A 21312-nucleotide genomic window follows, 5' to 3' on the forward strand; every position below is an offset into this window, starting at 1 on the left:
TTGTTCACAATGTCAACGAATGAAAAGCGCAGGCGCATATCTGTAAAGAAAAAATATTGACAAAAAACATGATGAAAGCTATAATCATGTTTGTTGCTCACTTAGAGGTGATACAATGAAATGGACGATACATCAGTTGAATCAAATGCCGAAGAAAGACTTTGAATTTGATGAAACAGTTGATTTAAGCGAACTCTCTCAAAGCTCGGAAATACGCAGCATTTCACCGGTGCGGGTGAAAGGGCGCGCGGAATTCCGCTCAAAGCAGGCTGCATTTGATTTTACCATTTCAGGCGAGATGATCTTGCCTTGCTCAAGAACGCTTGTTGATGTTCGTTATCCATTCAGTATTTCTACAAAAGAACTGTTTATATTTCATAAGACCGAGGAATTGGAAGATGAAGACGTCCATATTGTTGAGGATGACCTCATCGACTTGACTCCGGTCGTGAAAGAAGAAATCCTTCTTGAGATCCCTATGCAAATCTTTTGTGAGTCTGTTCAAAAAGAAGAAGGTGCTCCGCAGGAGGGCAAGGATTGGCAGGTCATTACAGAAGATGACCGGAAAGACCGGATCGATCCGAGACTTGCCGGACTCGAGAAGCTCTTAAAACAAGATGATGAATCTTAACGCTCTTTAAGGAGGTGGGAATAATGGCTGTACCTTTTAGAAGAACTTCTAAAACGAAAAAAAGACTTCGTCGTACACACTTTAAATTGCAAGTGCCTGGTATGGTAGAATGCCCAAACTGTGGTGAGATGAAACTTTCACACCGCGTCTGCAAAGCATGTGGATCATACAAAGGAAAAGACGTAAAAAGCAACTAATCGTCAACAATGAAAAACACAAGACTTCAGGTCTTGTGTTTTTTTATTCCCTTCATCCTTTTATTTCCTGTAAAGAAAATAGTCTATCTACTCTATCAGCCGCATATGTATGAGGTAAATTCATAAAGTCATGGAGGGGGATAACATTTGACGATTACAAGGCAGGATGCATGGACACAGGATGAAGATATATTGCTGGCTGAGGTTGTTTTAAGGCACATTCGGGAAGGCGGCACACAGCTTTCAGCCTTTGAAGAAGTGGGCAAGGCTTTAAGCAGAACGGCCGCTGCCTGCGGATTCCGCTGGAATTCCTTTGTCAGAAAGCAATACCAATCAGGTATTGAACTGGCAAAAAAGCAGCGTAAAGAGCTGCGCAAAAAAATAGGCGTCCATTCTGCAAATCTTCCTGGATCTGTCAAAACGGTTTCCGGGAGCAATGCGGAAAATCTGACGCTCGATGATGTTATTCAATACCTTGAAAAGCTGAAAGAAGCCCCTGTTCAAAAAGACTTTATAGATGAGAAGAAAAAGCTCGCTGAAGAAATCAATGAGCTGAAACAAGAAGTTGAAAAGCTGCGAAGCGAAAATCAATCGCTGAAAAAACGGCTTGAATTGACGGAAGAGGACTATAAAGCCTTGATTGAAATCATGGAGAGAGCCCGAAAAATGGTCGTTCTTCAGGAAGGCGAACGAAACAAAAAGGTGAAGCTCCAGCCGGAGTCGAATGAAAATCTCGAGCCACTTGAAAAATAGAAAACCGGCCATCCGCTTTCGGCCGGCTTTTTTCATTTAGGCTGATTCAGAACTTTGATTTGGTTCGCTCGCAGGATGCCAAACGAGCGGATTTTCCCCTTTATCCCGGGCCATATCGTATTTAACCGGTGTAAAGCCCATCTTGCTCCAAAAATCGGATGATTTGACACGCGGGCTTGTGCGAATCGGGAGTCCGAATGATTTGGCGAACTCCACCAGCATCGTACCGTAGCCGTTGCGCTGATACCCCGGCAAAACTTCAAGCTTCCAGAGTTCGAGGTAATCCTGGCCTTCTTCAAAGTATTGGTTGGTTTTTCCATCCGCTTTATACAGGCTCATTCTTGCGACGAGCCGATCCCCGTAATAGATGCCGTAAAAAGGTGAATTGCTGTCGTTTTCAATCATGTTGCTTTCAAGGTCCTCCAGCATGGAAAGCTCTTGAATCCCGTACTCCCTGAACTTTTTAAATTCTTCAAGCGTTTTGTAATTGATCAGCAAACGTTCGACTTTGACCATTATGTTACCCCCTTGTTTGTGGTCTACTTCTATTGTAAACGCTTTTTTCAAAAAATCCAAATGATAAAAATTTTCTAATATAATGAAGCGAAATGGTTCTGAATATTTGAAACAACTTACAAGTCAACGGCGAAAATTTCTGCTATGATATACAGTATATGAAAAAATCAGGGTGTGAGCATGTGAAAATCGGAGTCATCGGAGGAGGCTCGGTCGGCCTCCTTTTTGCATACTATTTTTCATTCGGCCATGAAGTGACGGTGATCGCTCGGAGAAAGGAACAGGCTGAAGCGATTGAAGAAAAGGGAATCCGCCTTCTTGAAGACGAACAAGAGATGATCAGGAACGTCAGAGGCAGGACTGAACTTGATCCTGACTGCGATCTTCTTTTTGTTGCCGTAAAGGAGCATCAGCTCGGAGGCGTTCTGCCGGAACTGGAACAGGCCGCGCCTCGTGATATCATGTTCCTGCAAAATGGAATGGCCCATATTCCCGTGCTTGATAAATGGCAGACGGGCCACCGCATTTATACGGGATCTGTGGAACACGGCGCAGTCAGGGTGGATGACCGCACATTCCGGCACACGGGAAAAGGGGCCGTAAAATGGAGCGCGTTCCGAAGCCCATCCGCCTCCCGGCTGAAAAAAGAGCTCGCTTCAGTTCATGAAGCGTTCCCTTTTATTTGGTGCGAAGACTGGTATAAGACACTCGCCGGAAAATTGATTGTCAATGCGTGCATCAATCCGCTGACGGCTCTTTTGCGGGTGGAAAACGGCGCACTGCTTGAAGAGCCGATGTATGAGGCCTATATGAAGCTCGTCTTTGAAGAAGCGAGCCGGATTTTGGAACTTGAAGAACGCCAAGCAGCATGGGACCATGTTCTTTCCGTCTGCCGCCGGACAAAAAGCAACACGTCTTCGATGCTTGCCGATGTGCTGGCCGGAAGAAAAACGGAAGCCGATGCGATTATGGGCTATCTGCTGAAGCGGGCAAAAGAGTCAGAGGAGTCTGCTCCGCATCTTACCTTTTTATATCACAGTATCAAGGCGCTTGAAAACGAATGGAGCTAAATCTTTTGACCGAATCGCGGAACGTGCTATACTCGTTTCGGAAAGCTAACTATTTACTGGAGAAAGGAAGTTCTAAAGATGCAGCTTACTGAACTTTCCATACAAAGTCAAAACCCTTTTGTTCGAGACTATATAAATGGAAAAAAGGAGATAGAGCCGTTTTTCGATTACGGCCTGAGCAATGAAAGTTGGAGTGTCCGTTTGGATGACCTTTCCTCCCGGACGTATGACCGCGATGCTTTAGCTGACTATTTGCTCGACTATCACAGCAAATTTCAATCGGCAAGCATGAATGAAACAATCGAGCGGCTTCGCGATCCGAAAAGCGTCGTCGTTGTCGGAGGGCAGCAGGCCGGCCTTTTAACGGGTCCTCTTTACACTATACATAAAATCGTATCGATCCTTGTATTTGCAAAGCAAAAAGAACAAGAGCTGAACGTTCCGGTCATTTCGGTATTCTGGGTTGCGGGGGAAGACCACGATCTGGAAGAAATCAATCACGTCTACATTTCTGACGGGGGCAAGGTGAAAAAGCACAAGCTCCCGCAGTCTCACTGGAAAAAAAGCCAGGCGTCAAAAACGGCGCTCGATGCCGAAAAAGCTGAAAAGTGGCTGGACGGGATTTTTGCCTCATTTGAAGAAACGGAGTATACGAATGATCTTCTCGGCCATTTGCGCCGATGTTTAAGGCAGTCTCTTTCCTTCACCGATTTTTTCGAATATCTTGTTGCCGGCATGTTTGAACAAGACGGACTGATCCTTCTGAATTCCGGCGACCCGGGCATCAGAGCCCTTGAAGCGCGTTTTTTCCGGCAGCTACTGAACAGAAACGACGAGCTGACCGATTCTGTCAAACGGCAGCAGGAATTCATGCAACAACTAGGCTACACACCGATTATTGAAGGAGCCGCACAGCATGCGAACCTTTTTTATGAGCACGACGGCGAGCGCTTTTTAATCGAAAAAGAAAACGGGGCGTTTTTTATAAAAGAGCTTCACCTTCAGTGGTCTGAAGCAGAGCTTTGCGATTTGATCTGCCAAAAGCCGGAAGCGTTCAGCAATAATGTCGTAACAAGGCCGCTCATGCAGGAATACCTTCTTCCGACATTGGCGTTCATCGCCGGTCCCGGAGAGATCAATTATTGGGGCGAGCTGAAAGGCGCTTTTCAGGTTATGGGCTATAAAATGCCGCCTGTCATACCGAGGCTTCAGGTTACATTCCTTGAGCGGCACATCGAAAAAAAGCTGGGCGAGCGGGGAATCGAACTCCGTGAATCGATTGAAAAGGGAGCGCGCGCCAAAAAAGAGCAGTATTTTGAAGATAAGGTTCCGAGCGGTTTTACCGATTCGGTCAAACAGGCGAAAGAAAAAATCGAAAACATCCATTCCGCTGTTCGCGCTGAAGCCCTCGAAATCGACGGGAGCCTCGGCCCCCTTTTAGAAAAAAACTCAGGCTTCATTCAAGACCAGCTCGAATTTTTGGAGAAAACGGTTATCAAAAGGATTGAAGAAAGAGAAAACTACATTTTGCGTGATTTTGACAAAATTCAAACGAGCATCAAGCCTTTAGACGCTCCGCAGGAGAGAATTTGGAACATCGTGTATTATTTGAACAAATACGGTCCGAATTTCTTGGAAAAATACAAGGATTTGCCATATTCATTTCAAAACATGCATCAAGTTGTCAAACTTTGAAATAATTTTTTAAAAAACCCTGAGTAGTTCAGGGTTTTTTTTTGTTCTAAAACAGTGTAAAATAAATTTGTGGAGAGAAGTGGTGGATAGTGGTGAGTTGAGGAACGAAAGTGGGGGCCGAGATCATGTTTATGGGTGAATACCAGCATACGATTGATTCAAAAGGCCGCATGATCGTTCCGGCGAAATTCAGAGAAGGCCTCGGCGAGCAGTTCGTTCTGACGCGCGGGCTTGATCAGTGCCTGTTTGGCTACCCGATGTCCGAATGGAAACTCATCGAAGAAAAACTGAAGGCTCTTCCTCTTACGAAGAAAGATGCACGCGCTTTTACCCGCTTTTTTTTCTCCGGAGCCACCGAATGCGAATTGGACAAGCAGGGCCGGATCAACATTGCATCACCGCTTTTAAATTATGCAAAGCTTGAGAAGGAATGCGTGGTCATCGGAGTTTCAAATCGAATTGAATTGTGGAGCAAAGAGATTTGGGAACAATACGTAGAAGAGCAGGAAGATTCATTTGCCGAAATAGCTGAAAACATGATCGGATTTGATATATAATGAATCTTTGCGCATGCGGCGCTTCTGCAATCAGTTCATTTGAATAAAGGTGGGACTAGTAAAGAAATGTTTGAGCATACAACAGTATTATTAAAAGAAACAGTTGACGGTTTAAATGTAAAAGAAGACGGTACATATGTAGACTGTACATTAGGCGGTGCCGGTCACAGCGAATACTTGCTTTCACAGCTGTCTGAAAAAGGAAAGCTGGTCGCTTTTGACCAGGATGAAACCGCACTCCGCCACGCGAAGGAAAAACTGGCGGATCATGAAGGACAAGTCGTTTTCATAAAAAGCAATTTTCGGTATTTAAAAGACCGTCTAAACGAAATCGGCATCACGAAAGTGGACGGTGTTTTATTTGATTTAGGCGTCTCATCTCCTCAGCTGGATACACCTGAAAGGGGCTTCAGCTATCATCATGATGCACCTCTTGATATGCGAATGGACCTGTCGGCGGGCCTTTCGGCAAAGGAAGTCATCAATGAATGGCCTTATGAGGATCTCGTGAAAATCTTCTTTAAATACGGAGAAGAGAAGTTCAGCAAGCAAATCGCCAGGAAAATCGAAAAAGCAAGAGAACAATCGGCTATTGAAACAACAGGCCAGCTTGTCGATATCATCAAAGAGGCGATTCCCGCACCGGCAAGAAGAAGCGGCGGGCATCCGGCTAAACGGATCTTCCAGGCGATTCGAATTGCCGTAAACGATGAATTGAGAGTGTTTGAAGAAGCGCTTTTACAGGCGATTGAGGTACTGAAGCCGGGCGGAAGGGTATCGGTCATCACGTTCCACTCGCTGGAAGACCGGATCTGCAAATCGACATTTAAAGAGATGTCATCGCCTCCTGAACTGCCTCACGGACTGCCCGTGATCCCCAAGGAGTTTGAACCGAAATTAAAGTTAGTCAACAGAAAGCCGATCACAGCTTCTGAAGAGGAGCTTGAACACAATAACCGTGCGCGCTCAGCGAAGCTGCGCATCGCGGAAAAAGCACGAGAGTGAGCTGTACGAATTAAAAGGAGGTCATCAGTCTATGAGCAATTTGGCTTATAAAGTAGAAAAACAGCAACGACAGACAAACAGTGCAGAACAATCCGTTATCATCCGGAGAAGAGCATCGATCACGCTTGGGGAAAAGGTACTGATTGTGCTTTTTGCCCTGGCTGTACTCAGCGCTTCACTTTTTATGATTTCAAAGGCTTTTGCCGCGTATCAGACCAATATTGAAATTCAAAAGCTCGAAAAGAAGGTTGAAACGGAAAGCAGCAGAGTTGGTGACCTCGAAAAAGAAGCCGATATGCTGAAAGAGCCGGACCGTATCATGGACATCGCCCGGAAAAAAGGCCTTAAATTAGGTGATAAAAAAGTGAAAGACATACAGGAATGATGCACAATGCCGAAAAAAAATAAATTCATGAACAGAGGAGCGGCAATACTCAGTATTTGTTTTGCCCTCTTTTTCTTTGTTATCGTAGGACGATTTGCGTTTATTCAAGCGACGGGAAAAGTGAACGGCGAAGTGCTTGCACAGAAGGCGAACGAACAGTATGAGAAAAAGCGGACGATCGAAGCCCACCGGGGATCGATCCTTGACCGGAACGGAAAAGTGCTTGCCGAAGACACTTCGACATACAAGCTCGTCGCGATTATGAGCAAAAAGATGGAACCTCAATACGTGAAAAACAAGCAGCTGACGGCTGAGAAGCTTGCGCCGATTCTCGGTATGGATGAGGGGAAAGTGCTCGATATTCTCAATAAAAAAGGAGCGTTTCAGGTTGAATTCGGATCGGCGGGGCGGGATTTGACATATGCCCAAAAAGAAAAAATCGAAAAGCTGAAGCTGCCTGGCATCGTGTTCACCCGCGATACGAAGCGCTACTATCCAAACGGAATCTTCGCTTCCAATCTCATCGGCTATTCGCAGATCAACGCAAAAACAGGTGAAATGCAAGGCATGATGGGCCTTGAAAAAACGCTCAACAATTATTTGAAAGAAACGGACGGATACATGACGTACGACACCGACAGAACGGGCTGGCGCCTGCCGAACAGCAACGAAAATATTAAAGCGCCAAACAACGGAGACAACGTGTATTTGACGATCGATCAAAAAATCCAGGCGTTTTTGGAAGACAGCATGACGACCGTCCAAAAAGAATACAAGCCGAAGAAGATTATGGCGGCGGTCGTTGATCCGAAAACGGGCAAAGTGCTCGCGATGGGGCAAAGGCCGAGCTTCAACCCGAACGTGCGCGATGTCACGAACTATTACAACGACCTTGTCTCCTACAGCTTTGAGCCAGGCTCGACGATGAAGATTTTCACATTGGCGGCAGCCATCCAAGAAGGCGTATATAATGGAGGAGAACCATATAAGTCTGGATCATATTCGGTTTCTAAAAAAGATAAGCCGATCAAAGACCATAACGATGGAAACGGCTGGGGAACGATCACATTTAATGAAGGTGTTGAACGCTCCTCAAACGTTGCGTTTGCGATCCTTGCCAATGATAAACTCGGCACAGACCGCTTCAATCAATATTTGCGGAAATTCCATTTTTACGACAAAACGGGCATCGACCTGCCTGGAGAAGCGAACAGCAAAATCAATTTTGAATATTTGCGTGATAAAGTATCAACTGCCTTTGGACAAAGTTCAGCGGTCACGCCGATCCAGCAGCTTCAGGCCGCGACAGCGATCGCGAATAACGGAAAAATGATGAAGCCTTATGTCATCGATCATGTCGTTGATTCTGACAAAAACAAAACGATTTACCAAAATAAACCGGAAAAAGTCGGACAGCCGATCTCTGCCAAAACGGCAAAAGAAGTGCGCGACCTGTTGGGAAAAGTCGTCACATCTGATAAAGGGACGGGGAAGCCGTACAAGATCGAAGGATTTGATGTCGCTGGAAAAACCGGTACGGCGCAAATTGCCGGAGAAGACGGCAGATATTTGACCGGCCGCGAAAACTACGTGTTCTCCTTCATGGGCATGGCGCCGAAGGACGATCCGCAGCTTCTCGTTTATGTAGCCGTACAGCAGCCGCAATTAAAGGCTACGGAAACAGGCTCTGCTCCGGTATCAAAAATTTTCAATCCGGTGATGAAAAACAGTCTTCACTATTTAAATATCACACCGACAGAGACCAAAAAAGAAGAAAAGCAGGAAGAAAAACAGCTGGAAATGCCTGATTTCACCGGCAAACGAGCCAAATCCGCCGAAAAAGAGGCGCAAAACAGCAGCCTTGTTCCGGTTACGATCGGCGATGGCTTGGCTGTGAAAGAACAGTACCCGAAAGCGGGAGAAGCCGTCCTGCCGAATCAGAGGGTCTTCCTGAAGGCCGACGGGAAAATCACACTGCCTGATATGACGGGCTGGTCAAAGCGTGACGCTCTCCGCTTCGGCGCCATGGCAGGCATTCATATCGAAACGAGCGGCCAGGGTTATGTGAAAAGCCAAAATGTAAAAGCAGGCAAAGAATTAAAAGCCAACTCGGTCGTAAAAGTCAGATTGAAAAACGAATAGATCCCGTCTAAAAGGCTATCGGCTCAGAGTCGATAGCCTTCCGTTTGGGCGCGGCCGCCTCCTGAGCATATAAAAATAAGGGCCGTTCTATCAAAACGCTCCAAGGCATAAAATGAAACAAGCCTAAATAAGGAGTGAACGGTCTCTTGCGCGTTTCCAATGTAACGGTCAGAAAACGTTTAATATTCGTTCTGCTTTTTGGTGTGATCATCTTTTTGATTATTGATACAAGGCTCGGATACGTTCAGTTCGTTCTGGGGGATAAACTGACGACATTAGCTAAAGATTCGTGGAGCCGGAACCTTCCTTTTGAGCCGGAAAGGGGCGAAATATTGGACAGGAACGGCGTCAAGCTGGCGACAAACCAAAGCGCGCCATCGGTTTTGGTTGTTCCGAAGCAGGTTGAAAATCCGATCAAAACGAGCAAACTGCTGGCCAGCGTGTTGAATATGTCGGAAGAAAAAGCGTACAAACATGTCACGAAAAAAACGTCAATTGAAAGGATCAATCCCGAGGGCCGGAAAATTTCCCATGAGAAAGCAAAAGAAGTCAGAGATCTCAACTTGAAAGGCGTATACATTGCAGAAGATTCGATCCGCCATTACCCGTTCGGCAGCTATCTGTCCCATGTGCTCGGATTCGCGGGCATTGACAACCAGGGTCTGCTTGGCCTCGAAGCTTTTTATGACAAAGAGTTGAAAGGTGAAAAGGGCTATGTGAAATTTTATTCTGATGCAAAAGGCAAGAGGATGCCGGGGGAGGCGGATGACTATACACCGCCGAAAGACGGGCTTGATATGAAGCTGACGATCGATTCAAAGGTGCAGACGATTATGGAGCGGGAGTTTGATATCGCAGAAGCGAAGTATAACCCGGACGGAATGGTCGGTGTTGCGATGAACCCGAAAAACGGGGAGATATTGGCGATGGTCAGCCGGCCGGACTTTGACCCCGCAAACTACAAATCAATCGATCCTAAAGTCTATAATCGGAACTTGCCTGTATGGAGCACATATGAGCCCGGTTCGACTTTTAAAATCATCACGCTTGCCGCAGCTTTGGAAGAGAACAAAGTCAACCTCCAAAAAGATCACTTCTATGATAAGGGTTCCGTTGAAGTGGACGGCGCAAGGCTGAAATGCTGGAAGCGCGGCGGACACGGCGCACAATCGTTTCTTGAAGTCGTCCAAAATTCGTGCAACCCGGGATTTGTTGAGCTTGGTCAGCGGCTCGGCAAAGAAAAACTGTTCAGCTACATTAAAAATTTCGGCTTCGGACAAAAAACCGGGATCGATCTACAAGGCGAAGGAACGGGCATCTTATTCCCGCTTGACCGCGTCGGGCCTGTAGAGCAGGCGACAACCGCTTTCGGCCAGGGGGTATCGGTGACACCGATCCAGCAGGTCGCAGCTGTTTCTGCAGCTGTCAACGGCGGAACGCTGTATACGCCGTATATTGCCAAAGAGTGGATTGATCCCGTAACAAAACAAACAGTGAAAAAACAGACGCCGATCGCCAAAAGAAAAGTGATTTCTGAAGAGGCATCGAAACAGATCCGTTACGCGCTGGAGAGCGTTGTCGCCCAGGGGACGGGGCGGAACGCTTTTGTCGACGGCTACCGGGTGGGCGGCAAAACCGGTACGGCGCAAAAAGTCAAGGACGGGAAATATTTAAAAAACAATCACATCGTCTCGTTTATCGGAACGGCTCCTTCAGATGATCCGAGCATCGTCGTTTACGTCGCCGTCGACAATCCGAAAGGCACGATTCAATTCGGGGGTACAGTTGCAGCGCCGATCGTCGGAAACATCATGAGAGACAGCCTTCCGCAGCTCGGCGTTAAGAAGCGGAAAGATCAGATTGAACGCAAATATCAATGGCTGGACAAAAAGCTGATCGAGGTCCCGAACCTTATAGGGCTTTCCGTGACAGAGCTTGAACCATTGCTGATCAACCTCAGGCTGAAAGCTTCCGGAAAAGGCGATGTCGTCGTTCAGCAGTCCCCTAAGCCGGGCGAAAAAGTAAAAGAAGGATCGACCATTCGCATTTACCTTGACAATAAAGACGGAGCCTCTGATTAATTCGGATCATGATAAGGAGCGGCAACCGGCTGATGACCGGGGGCCGTTCCTCCTAAAAAATATATAGATTTTAAAGGATTAGCTGGATGTATCCTCTTTTTTACGCTAAAATATGAACTGTATGTCTGCATGCAGCTCGTGCGGTTAATCAACGCAGGAACATATGACAACGAATGAAGAATGATTAGACTTGAGAGGTTTGATACGATGAAATTAACAAAGCTTCTTACATATTTAAAAAATGCACCTTCCTATGCCGGCCAAGAAGACCCTGATATAACTTCAATTGAGATGGACTCCAGGGAAGTCAAGACAGGGAGTCTTTTTGTTTGTATAAAAGGCTATACAGTCGACGGGCATGACTATGCCCGGCAAGCCGCTGAAAAAGGGGCTGCCGCTATCGTGGCGGAAAGGGAAGTGGACGCCGATGTGCCGGTGATCATCGTCCGCCATACGAAGAGAGCGCTAGCCGTGCTGTCGGACGCCTTTTACGGACAGCCGACGAAGCAGCTGAAGCTGATCGGCATTACAGGCACAAACGGCAAGACATCGACTTCTCACATGGTGGAGGAGATCTTTAGAAAAGCCGGAAGCCGCACAGGACTGATCGGCACGATGTACACGAAAATCCATGACGAAACGTTCGATGCAAAAAATACGACGCCGGAAAGCGTCACACTTCAAAAAACGTTTAGAAAAATGGTTGATCAGGATGTGGATACAGCCGTCATGGAAGTGTCTTCACACGCTCTCCACATGGGCCGGGTCCACGGGTGTGATTACGATATCGCCGCATTTACGAACCTGACTCAGGACCACCTTGACTACCACCGGACAATGGAAGAATATAAACATGCGAAAAGTCTGCTTTTCTCTCAGCTCGGCGGATCTTTTAACCACGATACACCGAAGTGGGCCGTGCTGAATGCGGATGACCCTGCTTCAGCGTATTTCGCCCAAGTGACGTCAGCACACCTTTTGACATACGGAATTCAAAACGATGCCGATGTCATGGCTGAAAATATCAAAATGGCTCCGAAAGGGACAACCTTTGATCTGGTGACGCCCAAAGGTACTGCACAAGTAACGATTCCGCTTGTCGGCCTCTTTAACGTCTACAATGTTTTAACGGCCGCGGGGATCGCACTAGCAGCGGATATCCCGTTTGCCACGATCACAGAAGGAATTGAAGGGCTGAAAGGCGTCAGAGGAAGATTTGAGCTTGTGGACGCCGGCCAGGACTTTCCGGTAATCGTCGACTATGCCCATACTCCTGACAGCCTCGAAAATGTCTTGAACACGTGCAGAGGCTTAACTGAAGGAAAGCTGTTTGTCGTCGTCGGCTGCGGAGGGGACCGCGATAAGACGAAGCGTCCGAAAATGGCAAAAATTGCCGTTGACCTTGCCGATGAACCGGTCTTTACAGCCGATAATCCGAGAAGCGAAGACCCGCTCGCCATTTTAAACGATATGGAGGAAGGCGTAAAAGGGGCTTACTATCACAGCATCGTCAACCGTGAGCAGGCGATCTTTTTTGCCATTGCAAACGCCAAAAAAGGCGATGTCGTCCTGATCGCAGGCAAAGGCCATGAAACCTATCAGCAGATCGGCGGTCAAACCTTTGATTTTGATGATGCTGAGGTGGCCAAAAGAGCCATTCTTGAGCTGAAATAACCGAAAAAGAACTACAGGAAAGAGTTGTTGAAATGATGGATGAAATAAATCAACATATGAAAAAAAACAGTGAATATGATAAATGCGTATGCTGCTACTTATATCACGCGGAAAGGAGAGAAGAACGATGCTCGAACAAGTAATTTTATTTACCATTATCATGGGCTTTTTAATCAGCGTTCTTTTATCTCCGATTTTCATTCCGTTTTTAAGAAGGCTGAAATTCGGGCAGAGCATCCGTGAGGAAGGTCCGAAATCCCATCAGAAAAAATCGGGAACGCCGACGATGGGCGGCGTCATGATCATATTGTCGATTATCGCGACGACCATTGTCATGACAATGAAATTTTCCGAAGTCAGCATGAACATGATCCTCCTCTTGTTTGTTACGGTTGGATACGGCTTGCTCGGCTTTTTGGATGATTATATTAAAGTCGTGATGAAGCGCAACCTTGGACTCACATCCAAACAAAAACTGATCGGCCAAATCGTGATTGCTCTGGTATTCTATGCCGTCTACCACTTCCAAGGGCTGCCGACTGACATCCGCATTCCGGGAACAGAGCTGTCATTTGATTTCGGCTGGATTTATCCGGTGCTCGTCATCTTTATGCTTGTCGGCGGTTCAAATGCTGTCAACCTGACTGACGGGCTTGACGGGCTGTTGTCGGGTACTGCTGCCATCGCGTTCGGTGCGTTTGCAATTTTGGCATGGAACCAGTCGCAATACGATGTCGCCATTTTCGCGGTTGCTGTTGTCGGAGCGGTGTTAGGATTTCTCGTGTTTAACGCGCACCCCGCGAAAGTCTTTATGGGAGATACAGGATCGCTTGCCCTCGGAGGGGCGATTGTGACGATCGCGATTTTAACGAAACTGGAAATCCTGCTTGTCATCATCGGCGGCGTATTCGTCATTGAAACGCTGTCCGTCATTTTGCAGGTCATTTCATTTAAAACGACCGGCAAACGAATTTTCAAAATGAGCCCTCTTCACCATCATTACGAACTTGTCGGATGGTCTGAGTGGAGAGTTGTCGTCACTTTTTGGACAGCGGGACTTCTGCTTGCCGTCTTAGGAATTTACATCGAGGTGTGGTTATAAGTGGATACTCAAGATTTATTGCAAAATCAAAATGTGCTCGTACTGGGGCTGGCGAAAAGCGGATATGCTGCCGCTTCGATCCTTCATGAAAAAGGCGTAAAGGTTGTCGTGAATGACCAGCTGCCTTTTGAGGAGAATGAACCTGCGCGGATTCTCGCGGAAAAAGGGGTGGAAGTCGTCTGCGGCTCTCATCCGACGGAACTGTTTGATCTTCATTCGATCGACATTCTGATTAAAAATCCGGGCATCCGCTATGAAAACGTGATGGTCGAAGAAGCGCTGAAGCGGGGCATACCGGTCTGGACGGAGGTTGAACTTGCCTATCATCTGACAGATGCTCCGTTCATCGGCATTACCGGTTCAAACGGAAAGACGACAACGACAACGCTTGTTTATGAAATGCTGAAAGCCGATTCGAAAAAAGCGCTCGTTGCTGGTAATATCGGCACGGCGGCAAGCGAAGTGGCCAATCAGGCCGGCGGAGACGAATGGATCGTGACAGAGCTGTCGAGTTTTCAGCTCATGGGGACTTATCAATTCAGACCGAAAATCGGATTGTTATTAAACGTATTTGATGCCCATCTCGATTATCACCATTCGCGCCAAAATTATGAGCTTGCCAAACAGCAGGTCTATCGAAATCAATCGGAAACAGACGTTGCCGTTGTCAATTTGGACGATGAGACAGTCGTACGGCTTGCCGAGTGTTCAAAAGCGGAGAAGGTGTATTTTTCGGTCCGCCGGACACTTGAGCGCGGAGCGTGCGTGAAAGACGGCGTGATCATGTTTAACTGTGAACCGGTCATGCCGCTTGAAGACGTCGTTTTGCCGGGAGAGCACAATTTGGAGAACATTTTGGCCGCCCTTTGCATTGTTAAAACCGCAGGCGTCTCCGATGAGGCCGTCCGCAAGGTGCTGACGAGCTTTACCGGTGTAAAGCACAGGATGCAATACGTCGCGACGATCAAAAACAGACTGTTTTACAATGACAGCAAAGCGACAAACATTCTTGCGACCAAAAAAGCGCTGTCCGCCTTTCAAAAGCCGGTCATTTTGCTGGCAGGGGGGCTTGACCGCGGAAATGAATTCGATGAACTAAAGCCGCATATGTCTTTTGTCAAAGCGGTGATCACATTCGGCGAGACCGCACCGAAGTTTGAGAAGCTGGCCGAAGAAATGGGAATACAACAGGTTAAACGTGTCGATAATGTTGAACAAGCAGCAACTGCGGCGTTCAGCCTGTCAGACGAAGGAGATGTCATTCTTCTGTCCCCGGCCTGTGCAAGCTGGGATCAGTACAAAACATTTGAAGAACGTGGTGACATGTTTGTAAACGCCGTGCATATGCTTAAATAAGGGCTTGTCTCGTAAAGATAGCCCTAAGAATTAGAGCTTGGGGTGTTCGGCTTTGCAAACAAAAAAAACGTCACCGGATTTTTTGCTGGTTATCATTACGCTATTGCTTTTAACAATTGGACTGATTATGGTATACAGCGCCAGTGCAGTATGGGCGACTTACAAATACGACGACTCCTTTTTCTTTGCGAAACGGCAGCTTTTATTTGCCGGCATCGGAGTCATCGCCATGTTTTTCATCATGAATGTCGACTACTGGACGTGGAGAACTTATGCGAAAATACTGATCATAGTATGTTTCTTTCTGCTCATCATCGTCCTTGTTCCCGGGATCGGCATGGAACGGAACGGGTCGAGGAGCTGGATCGGAGTCGGCGCTTTCAGCATTCAGCCGTCCGAGTTTATGAAGCTCGCGATGATCGCATTTTTGGCCAAGTTTTTATCTGAAAAGCAAAAGAATATTACATCGTTTAGAAAAGGCTTTGTGCCGGCGCTGGGTATTGTCTTTTCAGCTTTTTTGATCATCATGATGCAGCCTGACCTTGGAACAGGAACCGTAATGGTCGGCACATGCATCATTATGATCTTCGTCGCGGGTGCGAGAATTTCACACTTCGTTTTTCTCGGTCTTCTGGGTCTGAGCGGCTTTGTCGGCCTTGTGCTGTCGGCGCCGTACCGGATCAAAAGGATCACTTCATACTTGAACCCTTGGGAGGACCCTTTGGGGAGCGGCTTTCAAATCATTCAGTCTCTTTATGCGGTGGGGCCCGGCGGGCTGTTCGGCCTCGGCCTCGGCCAGAGCAGGCAAAAGTTTTTTTATCTGCCTGAGCCGCAGACAGATTTTATTTTCGCGATTTTATCAGAGGAGCTCGGCTTTATCGGCGGATCGCTGATTCTTTTGCTCTTCAGCGTTCTATTATGGAGAGGCATCAGAATCGCGCTCGGTGCGCCCGATTTATACGGCAGTTTTGTCGCCGTCGGCGTCATTTCGATGATAGCGATTCAGGTTATGATCAATATTGGCGTCGTGACCGGCCTGATTCCTGTTACAGGCATCACGCTTCCGTTTTTAAGTTATGGCGGTTCATCACTGACCTTGATGCTTATGGCGGTCGGCGTGCTGCTGAATGTCAGCAGGTATTCTAGATACTAGATTTTGGCGATAACCCTGTTGCGAGATAGCAGGGTTATCGGCGTGTACATAAGGAATAAGGGGGAGAACAGATGCGGATTGTTGTTAGCGGAGGCGGAACGGGCGGCCATATTTACCCCGCCCTTGCGTTTATTAAAGAAGTGAAACGGCATCATGAAGATGTTGAGTTTTTATATATCGGAACCGAAAAAGGCCTGGAGAAAAATATCGTCGAGCGGGAAGGGATCCCTTTCAAGGCGATTGAAATTACGGGTTTTAAAAGAAAGCTGTCATTTGAAAACGTCAAAACCGTCATGCGCTTTTTAAAGGGTGTAAAAGAATGCAAAAAAGAATTAAAACGGTTTAAGCCCGACGCGGTGATCGGCACGGGCGGCTACGTGTGCGGACCCGTGGTATACGCCGCTTCAAAACTGGGGATTCCGACGATTATCCACGAACAAAACAGCCTTCCCGGACTCACCAATAAGTTTTTATCCAAATATGTTGATAAGGTAGCCATTTGTTTTGATGAAGCGAAACCGCATTTTCCTGCAGAAAAAGTTGTTTTTACAGGAAACCCGAGGGCGTCTGAAGTCGTCTCTATAAAAGGGGGCCGTTCCATGACCACTTTGGGCCTTTCAGAAGGCAAAAAAACGGTCCTTATTTTCGGAGGCAGCCGCGGTGCCACTCCGATCAATGAAGCGGTTATCGCGATGCAAAACGAATTAAAAAAGCGGGATTACCAGGTTCTTTATGTCACAGGGGAAGTTCACTATGATAAAGTAACAGCTGCGCTTAAAAAAGAAGGCCCCGCTCCGAATATGGTCGTTCAGCCATTTCTCCATCAAATGCCCGAGTACTTAAAAGAGTTCGAAGTCGTCGTGGCACGTGCGGGAGCAACGACAATAGCGGAAATCACCGCGCTCGGCATTCCAAGCGTTTTGATTCCGAGTCCGTACGTTACGGCCAACCACCAGGAAGTGAACGCACGCTCACTAGGGGAGCAGAACGCCGCTGTCGTTTTAAAAGAATCAGAGCTTAATGGAGACCGCTTAATTCAGGCGATCGATCATATTTTACAAGACGAAAAAACGCTGCAAGAGATGAAGAGCCGCGCGAAGTCGCTTGGCGTGCCGGACGCGGCCGAACGCTTGTACAATGTGCTGAAAGAACTGAAACATCATGCAAAATGATAAGACAGAAGGATTTTGGAGGTTTTCGATGGATAAGGTGATACAAGAATTAAAAGAACTTGAAGTCGGCAAAGTTCTGGAAAACGAGCCGCTCAGCAACCATACTACGATTAAAATCGGAGGACCGGCTGACGTGCTGGTGGTTCCGAAAAACATTCAAGCTGTCAAAGATACGATGAAGGTGATCAAGAAGCACGGCGTCAAGTGGACGGCCATCGGCAGAGGCTCGAATCTTCTTGTCCTTGATGAAGGGATAAGAGGCGTTGTCATCAAGCTCGGACAGGGGCTTGACCATATGGAAATCGACGGCGAGCAAGTAACGGTCGGCGGCGGCTACTCTGTCGTAAGGCTTGCGACAGGCATCAGCAAAAAAGGGCTTTCCGGCCTTGAATTTGCCGCAGGCATTCCGGGTTCGGTCGGCGGAGCGGTTTACATGAATGCCGGAGCCCACGGTTCTGATATCAGCAGGGTATTGGTGAAAGCATTGATCCTGTTTGAAGACGGAACGATCGATTGGCTGACGAATGAAGAGATGGCGTTCAGCTACCGCACGTCCATCCTGCAAAACGAGCGGCCGGGCATATGTCTTGAAGCCGTTCTCCAGCTGGAGCAAAAAGAACGCGATGAGATCGTTGCGCAGATGCAGAAAAACAAAGACTACCGAAAAGAAACGCAGCCGGTGTCCAACCCTTGCGCAGGCAGCATCTTCAGAAACCCGCTGCCTGAACATGCGGGCCGGCTAGTAGAAGAGGCTGGTTTGAAAGGCCATCAGATCGGCGGGGCAAAGGTTTCAGAGATGCACGGCAATTTTATCGTCAACGCAGGCGGCGCAACAGCACAAGACGTCCTGGATTTGATTGCATTCATTCAAAAAACGATTAAAGAAAAATACGATATCGACATGCACACTGAGGTCGAAATTATCGGAGAAAAACGGTAAACGGCCTCTCTACTTCAGATCGCCTTATGATATAATGTATGAAACAAACAAGCAAACGGCATCCTAGTATGTCGTTTGTTTCGCTAAATGGAAGCTTTTTAGCTTGCCCCGTGCTTTCATATGTCGAAAAGCGCGTCATTTTTCCGAACAAAAATAAGCAAATAAAAGTCTTTTTGTCTGCTTTATTAACCTGAGGTGAGCCTACGTGAAACCCGGTATTGATAAAGAAAAAGTAGTGAATATAGAAGAACGGATTCCCAAAATCAAAGAACAGCGAAAGCAAAAGGCAAACCGCCGGCTGATCACCTTTATTCTGCTCTTTTTCACGATGATGCTGATCATCATTTACCTGCAGACGCCGATCAGCAAAGTTTCGACGGTAGAGATCAAAGGAAACAAAAACGTTTCAAAAGACCAGATCATTTCCCTGTCTTCGATCCATAAAGGACAGACGGAATTCTGGAGTCTGAGCAAGCAAAAAGCCGCAGAAAAGATCGAGCAGAATAAATTGATCAAAAAAGCCGAAATCTCTAAACAGCTGCCCAACAAAATCGCCATCTCCATCGAAGAGTATAAAAGCATTGCGTTTTTGCAAAAACACAATGTGTACTACTCCGTGCTTGAAAACGGCACGGTGCTTCCTGAAGAGGTGACGCCGACTGACATCGGACCGACCCTTAATAACTGGGAGGAAGACGAAAAGCTCGTTCAAATGGCAAAACAGCTGAACAAGCTTTCCGATTCCGTGAAAAAATCGATTTCCGAGATTAACTATACGCCTCAAAAATCAAATCCTTGGCTGATCAGACTGTATATGAACGACGGCTATATCGTGACGGCTTCGCTGAAAACGTTCGGACAGAAAATGAACAGCTATCCGGCGATCGTAAAAGAGCTGCCGAAAGGGGAAAAAGGCATTATCCATATGGAAGTCGCGACCTATTTTGAACCTCTGAAAAAAAACGGATGAAAGCAAAAAGGGAGACGGAAATTGAAGAGGCACACAGTCAATCTTTCACTCGCCATGCTTGTCCTCGGATTCCTGCTGTCTTTCTCCTATCAATTCGCCAGGGAAAACAAAGACCATGAAGAAACAGCTGAAAATTGGAAAGAGGAGTATTCCTTGCGCGACCGGCTGATTTCCCAGGAAAAGCAAAATAAGAAGCTGGAACAGGAGCTTTACAAAAAACAGCAGGAAGTACAGAAAACAGAGACGGCTTTGAAAAAGGAAAAAAAAGAGTATTACAATATTGTCGAAGATGTTGAAAGGTACAGAATGTTCGTCGGGGAAATCGGCGTTCAGGGCGAAGGAATCAAGGTGACGCTGAAAGACGCTTCTTACATACCGGAAGGTGAGAATGTCAACAACTATATCGTCCATGAAAGCCACATATTCCGCCTGCTCAATGAGCTGTGGATTTCCGGGGCGGCCGCGGTGTCGATCAACGGACAGCGTGTGACACATCATTCTTACATATCGTGCAACGGTCCTGTCATCACGGTTGACGGCAACCAGTATCCCGCGCCGTTTGTCATTTCGGCCATCGGGGATCCGGATGTGCTGATGCCGGCGCTGAACATTGCAGGAGGACTTGTGGACCAGCTGAGCCGCGATCATATTTCAGTCAGCATCGAAAAACAAGACCAAATCGAGATGGAGCCCCTTTTAAAGCAGGGGGAATGAACGTTGAAAAGTTGGTGGGCGGACGTTGAAGAAAAATAATCGTTTCATCAGTTTGAGCATCCTGATGCTCATTTTCGGAATTATGCTGTCCGTACAGTTTAATTCGCTGAAAGCGCCGAAAGTCCGCGATACGCGGGACATTTGGGACCTCAGGGAGGATCTGAAGAAAGAACAGAAAAAACAGCTTGAGCTGATCAGCGAAATTGACAAATATGAAAAAATGCTGAACACATACAGTCATCAAGAAGAAACCTCGCGGACAAAAGCGTTGAATGAAACGCTTCAAAACTTAAAAAAACAGGCCGGCTTCACAGATGTTACAGGGAACGGAATCATCATCACCATTTCTCAGCTCTTCTCGGAAGAACTCACGGGAGAATCCATTCAAAATCCGCCGCCAGACCTTCTGAAAAAGCTGATTAATGAACTGAATATGTATGAAGCGGAAGAAATATCGATCAATAACAGAAGGGTTGTCAACACGACGGTGATCAGGGATATCAACGGAACAACCAAAATCGACGGATATCCTTTGGACAACTATCCGATAACGGTAAAAGTCATCGGCAAAAACGCCGATAAACTATATAGCCGAATGAATGCTTCATCCCTGCAGGATCTGTTCGCGGGAGAAAATCTGGATTTGCAAATCAAAAGGCCTGAAAAACAAATCAAAATCAAAGCTTACGAAGGTTCAATGCAAGTTGCGCCATTGAAACCGCTCGAGAAATCAAAAGGAGAGAATTCCTAATGTGGCTTCCGGTTTTAGGGCTTTTGCTCGGAATTACAATCGGGTTCAGCACGAACTTCACCATTCCGGATGAATACTCAAATTATTTGTCCCTGGCGATTCTTGCATCCCTTGATACTTTGATCGGGGGAATAAGGGCCCATTTGGAAAGTGTATACGATGAACTAGTTTTTGTGACGGGCTTTTTCTTCAATATTATTCTCGCCATAAGTTTGGCTTTTCTGGGCGTTCATCTTGGTGTAGACTTGTATTTAGTCGGTATGTTTGCATTTGGCGTGAGGCTTTTTCAAAACATCGCGGTCATCAGAAGAATACTGCTCGCCAAATGGACGGCCTCGAGGAGAAAAAATTAAAAAAAATCGGATTTAAAAGAGGATATACATAGGATATCACGAATATTCACAGTAATCCTAAAACTAAAAACGAAGCGTATTGGTTTGTATTGATT

General features: G+C 46.8%; 21 protein-coding genes. 20 read left to right on the forward strand and 1 reads right to left on the reverse strand.

Annotated elements, in window-relative coordinates:
• The first annotated feature begins 115 nt into the window (after positions 1-115).
• From M1D59_RS08325 to gerR, 3 genes are all read left to right on the forward strand, one after another.
• The gene (locus tag M1D59_RS08325) at positions 116-631 is read left to right on the forward strand and encodes a YceD family protein (RefSeq protein WP_023857255.1); all 516 of its coding nucleotides are present in this window, start codon (positions 116-118) and stop codon (positions 629-631) included.
• Between the two features lie 23 nt (positions 632-654).
• On the forward strand, positions 655-828 hold the full coding sequence (rpmF, locus tag M1D59_RS08330; protein WP_003181522.1) for a 50S ribosomal protein L32: 174 nt from the start codon (positions 655-657) through the stop codon (positions 826-828).
• A gap of 147 nt (positions 829-975) precedes the next feature.
• Positions 976-1581, forward strand: a complete 606-nt coding sequence (gene gerR / locus M1D59_RS08335) for a sporulation-specific transcriptional regulator GerR (protein ID WP_023857254.1) — start codon at positions 976-978, stop codon at positions 1579-1581.
• Positions 1582-1617: 36 nt separating this feature from the next.
• Here the strand turns inward: gerR and M1D59_RS08340 are convergent, their stop codons facing one another.
• A complete protein-coding gene (locus M1D59_RS08340; RefSeq protein ID WP_020451291.1) occupies positions 1618-2097 on the reverse strand; it encodes an N-acetyltransferase in 480 nt (159 codons plus the stop codon).
• A gap of 182 nt (positions 2098-2279) precedes the next feature.
• On the opposite strand from M1D59_RS08340, the gene M1D59_RS08345 reads away from it, so the two are divergent.
• The 17 genes from M1D59_RS08345 to M1D59_RS08425 all read left to right on the forward strand — a co-directional run bounded on the left by M1D59_RS08345 (position 2280) and on the right by M1D59_RS08425 (position 21217).
• Positions 2280-3167, forward strand: a complete 888-nt coding sequence (locus M1D59_RS08345) for a 2-dehydropantoate 2-reductase (protein WP_318602061.1) — start codon at positions 2280-2282, stop codon at positions 3165-3167.
• Positions 3168-3245: 78 nt separating this feature from the next.
• A complete protein-coding gene (bshC, locus tag M1D59_RS08350; protein ID WP_458117934.1) occupies positions 3246-4862 on the forward strand; it encodes a bacillithiol biosynthesis cysteine-adding enzyme BshC in 1617 nt (538 codons plus the stop codon).
• Positions 4863-4987: 125 nt separating this feature from the next.
• Positions 4988-5419, forward strand: coding sequence for a division/cell wall cluster transcriptional repressor MraZ (gene mraZ, locus M1D59_RS08355; protein WP_009328555.1), 432 nt, complete (start codon positions 4988-4990; stop codon positions 5417-5419).
• Positions 5420-5485: 66 nt separating this feature from the next.
• Positions 5486-6424: a 16S rRNA (cytosine(1402)-N(4))-methyltransferase RsmH gene (rsmH, locus tag M1D59_RS08360; protein ID WP_020451294.1), complete on the forward strand. Its 939-nt coding sequence runs from the start codon at positions 5486-5488 to the stop codon at positions 6422-6424.
• A 31-nt stretch (positions 6425-6455) separates the two neighbouring features.
• The gene (gene ftsL, locus M1D59_RS08365; RefSeq protein ID WP_020451295.1) at positions 6456-6809 is read left to right on the forward strand and encodes a cell division protein FtsL; all 354 of its coding nucleotides are present in this window, start codon (positions 6456-6458) and stop codon (positions 6807-6809) included.
• Between the two features lie 6 nt (positions 6810-6815).
• Positions 6816-8951, forward strand: coding sequence for a penicillin-binding protein (locus M1D59_RS08370; protein WP_212110516.1), 2136 nt, complete (start codon positions 6816-6818; stop codon positions 8949-8951).
• A 146-nt stretch (positions 8952-9097) separates the two neighbouring features.
• Entirely contained in the window at positions 9098-11032 is a 1935-nt protein-coding gene (locus M1D59_RS08375; RefSeq protein WP_035338833.1) for a stage V sporulation protein D, read from the forward strand.
• Between the two features lie 207 nt (positions 11033-11239).
• A complete protein-coding gene (locus M1D59_RS08380) occupies positions 11240-12706 on the forward strand; it encodes a UDP-N-acetylmuramoyl-L-alanyl-D-glutamate--2,6-diaminopimelate ligase (RefSeq protein ID WP_020451298.1) in 1467 nt (488 codons plus the stop codon).
• A 127-nt stretch (positions 12707-12833) separates the two neighbouring features.
• Positions 12834-13808, forward strand: coding sequence for a phospho-N-acetylmuramoyl-pentapeptide-transferase (gene mraY / locus M1D59_RS08385; protein WP_020451299.1), 975 nt, complete (start codon positions 12834-12836; stop codon positions 13806-13808).
• Positions 13809-15164, forward strand: coding sequence for a UDP-N-acetylmuramoyl-L-alanine--D-glutamate ligase (gene murD, locus M1D59_RS08390; RefSeq protein WP_256163760.1), 1356 nt, complete (start codon positions 13809-13811; stop codon positions 15162-15164). It abuts the gene before it with no gap.
• A 52-nt stretch (positions 15165-15216) separates the two neighbouring features.
• Positions 15217-16317 carry a stage V sporulation protein E gene (gene spoVE, locus M1D59_RS08395; RefSeq protein ID WP_020451301.1) on the forward strand — a complete coding sequence of 367 codons (1101 nt, stop codon included), beginning with the start codon at positions 15217-15219 and terminating at the stop codon, positions 16315-16317.
• A 71-nt stretch (positions 16318-16388) separates the two neighbouring features.
• A complete protein-coding gene (gene murG, locus M1D59_RS08400) occupies positions 16389-17489 on the forward strand; it encodes an undecaprenyldiphospho-muramoylpentapeptide beta-N-acetylglucosaminyltransferase (RefSeq protein WP_020451302.1) in 1101 nt (366 codons plus the stop codon).
• A 28-nt stretch (positions 17490-17517) separates the two neighbouring features.
• Positions 17518-18429, forward strand: coding sequence for a UDP-N-acetylmuramate dehydrogenase (gene murB / locus M1D59_RS08405; RefSeq protein WP_023857251.1), 912 nt, complete (start codon positions 17518-17520; stop codon positions 18427-18429).
• Positions 18430-18634: 205 nt separating this feature from the next.
• Positions 18635-19399 carry a cell division protein FtsQ/DivIB gene (locus tag M1D59_RS08410; protein ID WP_458117935.1) on the forward strand — a complete coding sequence of 255 codons (765 nt, stop codon included), beginning with the start codon at positions 18635-18637 and terminating at the stop codon, positions 19397-19399.
• A 54-nt stretch (positions 19400-19453) separates the two neighbouring features.
• The gene (locus M1D59_RS08415; RefSeq protein ID WP_371268716.1) at positions 19454-20113 is read left to right on the forward strand and encodes a DUF881 domain-containing protein; all 660 of its coding nucleotides are present in this window, start codon (positions 19454-19456) and stop codon (positions 20111-20113) included.
• 25 nt (positions 20114-20138) lie between these two features.
• Positions 20139-20864: a DUF881 domain-containing protein gene (locus tag M1D59_RS08420; RefSeq protein WP_075213231.1), complete on the forward strand. Its 726-nt coding sequence runs from the start codon at positions 20139-20141 to the stop codon at positions 20862-20864.
• A complete protein-coding gene (locus M1D59_RS08425; protein WP_003181559.1) occupies positions 20864-21217 on the forward strand; it encodes a small basic family protein in 354 nt (117 codons plus the stop codon). The genes M1D59_RS08420 and M1D59_RS08425 overlap by 1 nt, the downstream gene beginning before the upstream one ends.
• The last annotated feature ends 95 nt before the right edge of the window (positions 21218-21312 follow it).

The organism is Bacillus sp. PK6-026 (assembly GCF_054161455.1).

Coding starts and splice junctions, on each gene's coding strand:
- M1D59_RS08380 (WP_020451298.1), top strand. CDS start 11,240: ATGAAATTAACAAAGCTTCTTACATATTTAAAAAATGCACCTTCCTAT.
- ftsL (WP_020451295.1), top strand. CDS start 6,456: ATGAGCAATTTGGCTTATAAAGTAGAAAAACAGCAACGACAGACAAAC.
- mraZ (WP_009328555.1), top strand. CDS start 4,988: ATGTTTATGGGTGAATACCAGCATACGATTGATTCAAAAGGCCGCATG.
- M1D59_RS08415 (WP_371268716.1), top strand. CDS start 19,454: ATGCTTGTCCTCGGATTCCTGCTGTCTTTCTCCTATCAATTCGCCAGG.
- bshC (WP_458117934.1), top strand. CDS start 3,246: ATGCAGCTTACTGAACTTTCCATACAAAGTCAAAACCCTTTTGTTCGA.
- murB (WP_023857251.1), top strand. CDS start 17,518: ATGGATAAGGTGATACAAGAATTAAAAGAACTTGAAGTCGGCAAAGTT.
- M1D59_RS08425 (WP_003181559.1), top strand. CDS start 20,864: ATGTGGCTTCCGGTTTTAGGGCTTTTGCTCGGAATTACAATCGGGTTC.
- rpmF (WP_003181522.1), top strand. CDS start 655: ATGGCTGTACCTTTTAGAAGAACTTCTAAAACGAAAAAAAGACTTCGT.
- mraY (WP_020451299.1), top strand. CDS start 12,834: ATGCTCGAACAAGTAATTTTATTTACCATTATCATGGGCTTTTTAATC.
- M1D59_RS08340 (WP_020451291.1), bottom strand. CDS start 2,097: ATGGTCAAAGTCGAACGTTTGCTGATCAATTACAAAACGCTTGAAGAA.
- M1D59_RS08370 (WP_212110516.1), top strand. CDS start 6,816: ATGCCGAAAAAAAATAAATTCATGAACAGAGGAGCGGCAATACTCAGT.
- rsmH (WP_020451294.1), top strand. CDS start 5,486: ATGTTTGAGCATACAACAGTATTATTAAAAGAAACAGTTGACGGTTTA.
- M1D59_RS08325 (WP_023857255.1), top strand. CDS start 116: ATGAAATGGACGATACATCAGTTGAATCAAATGCCGAAGAAAGACTTT.
- murG (WP_020451302.1), top strand. CDS start 16,389: ATGCGGATTGTTGTTAGCGGAGGCGGAACGGGCGGCCATATTTACCCC.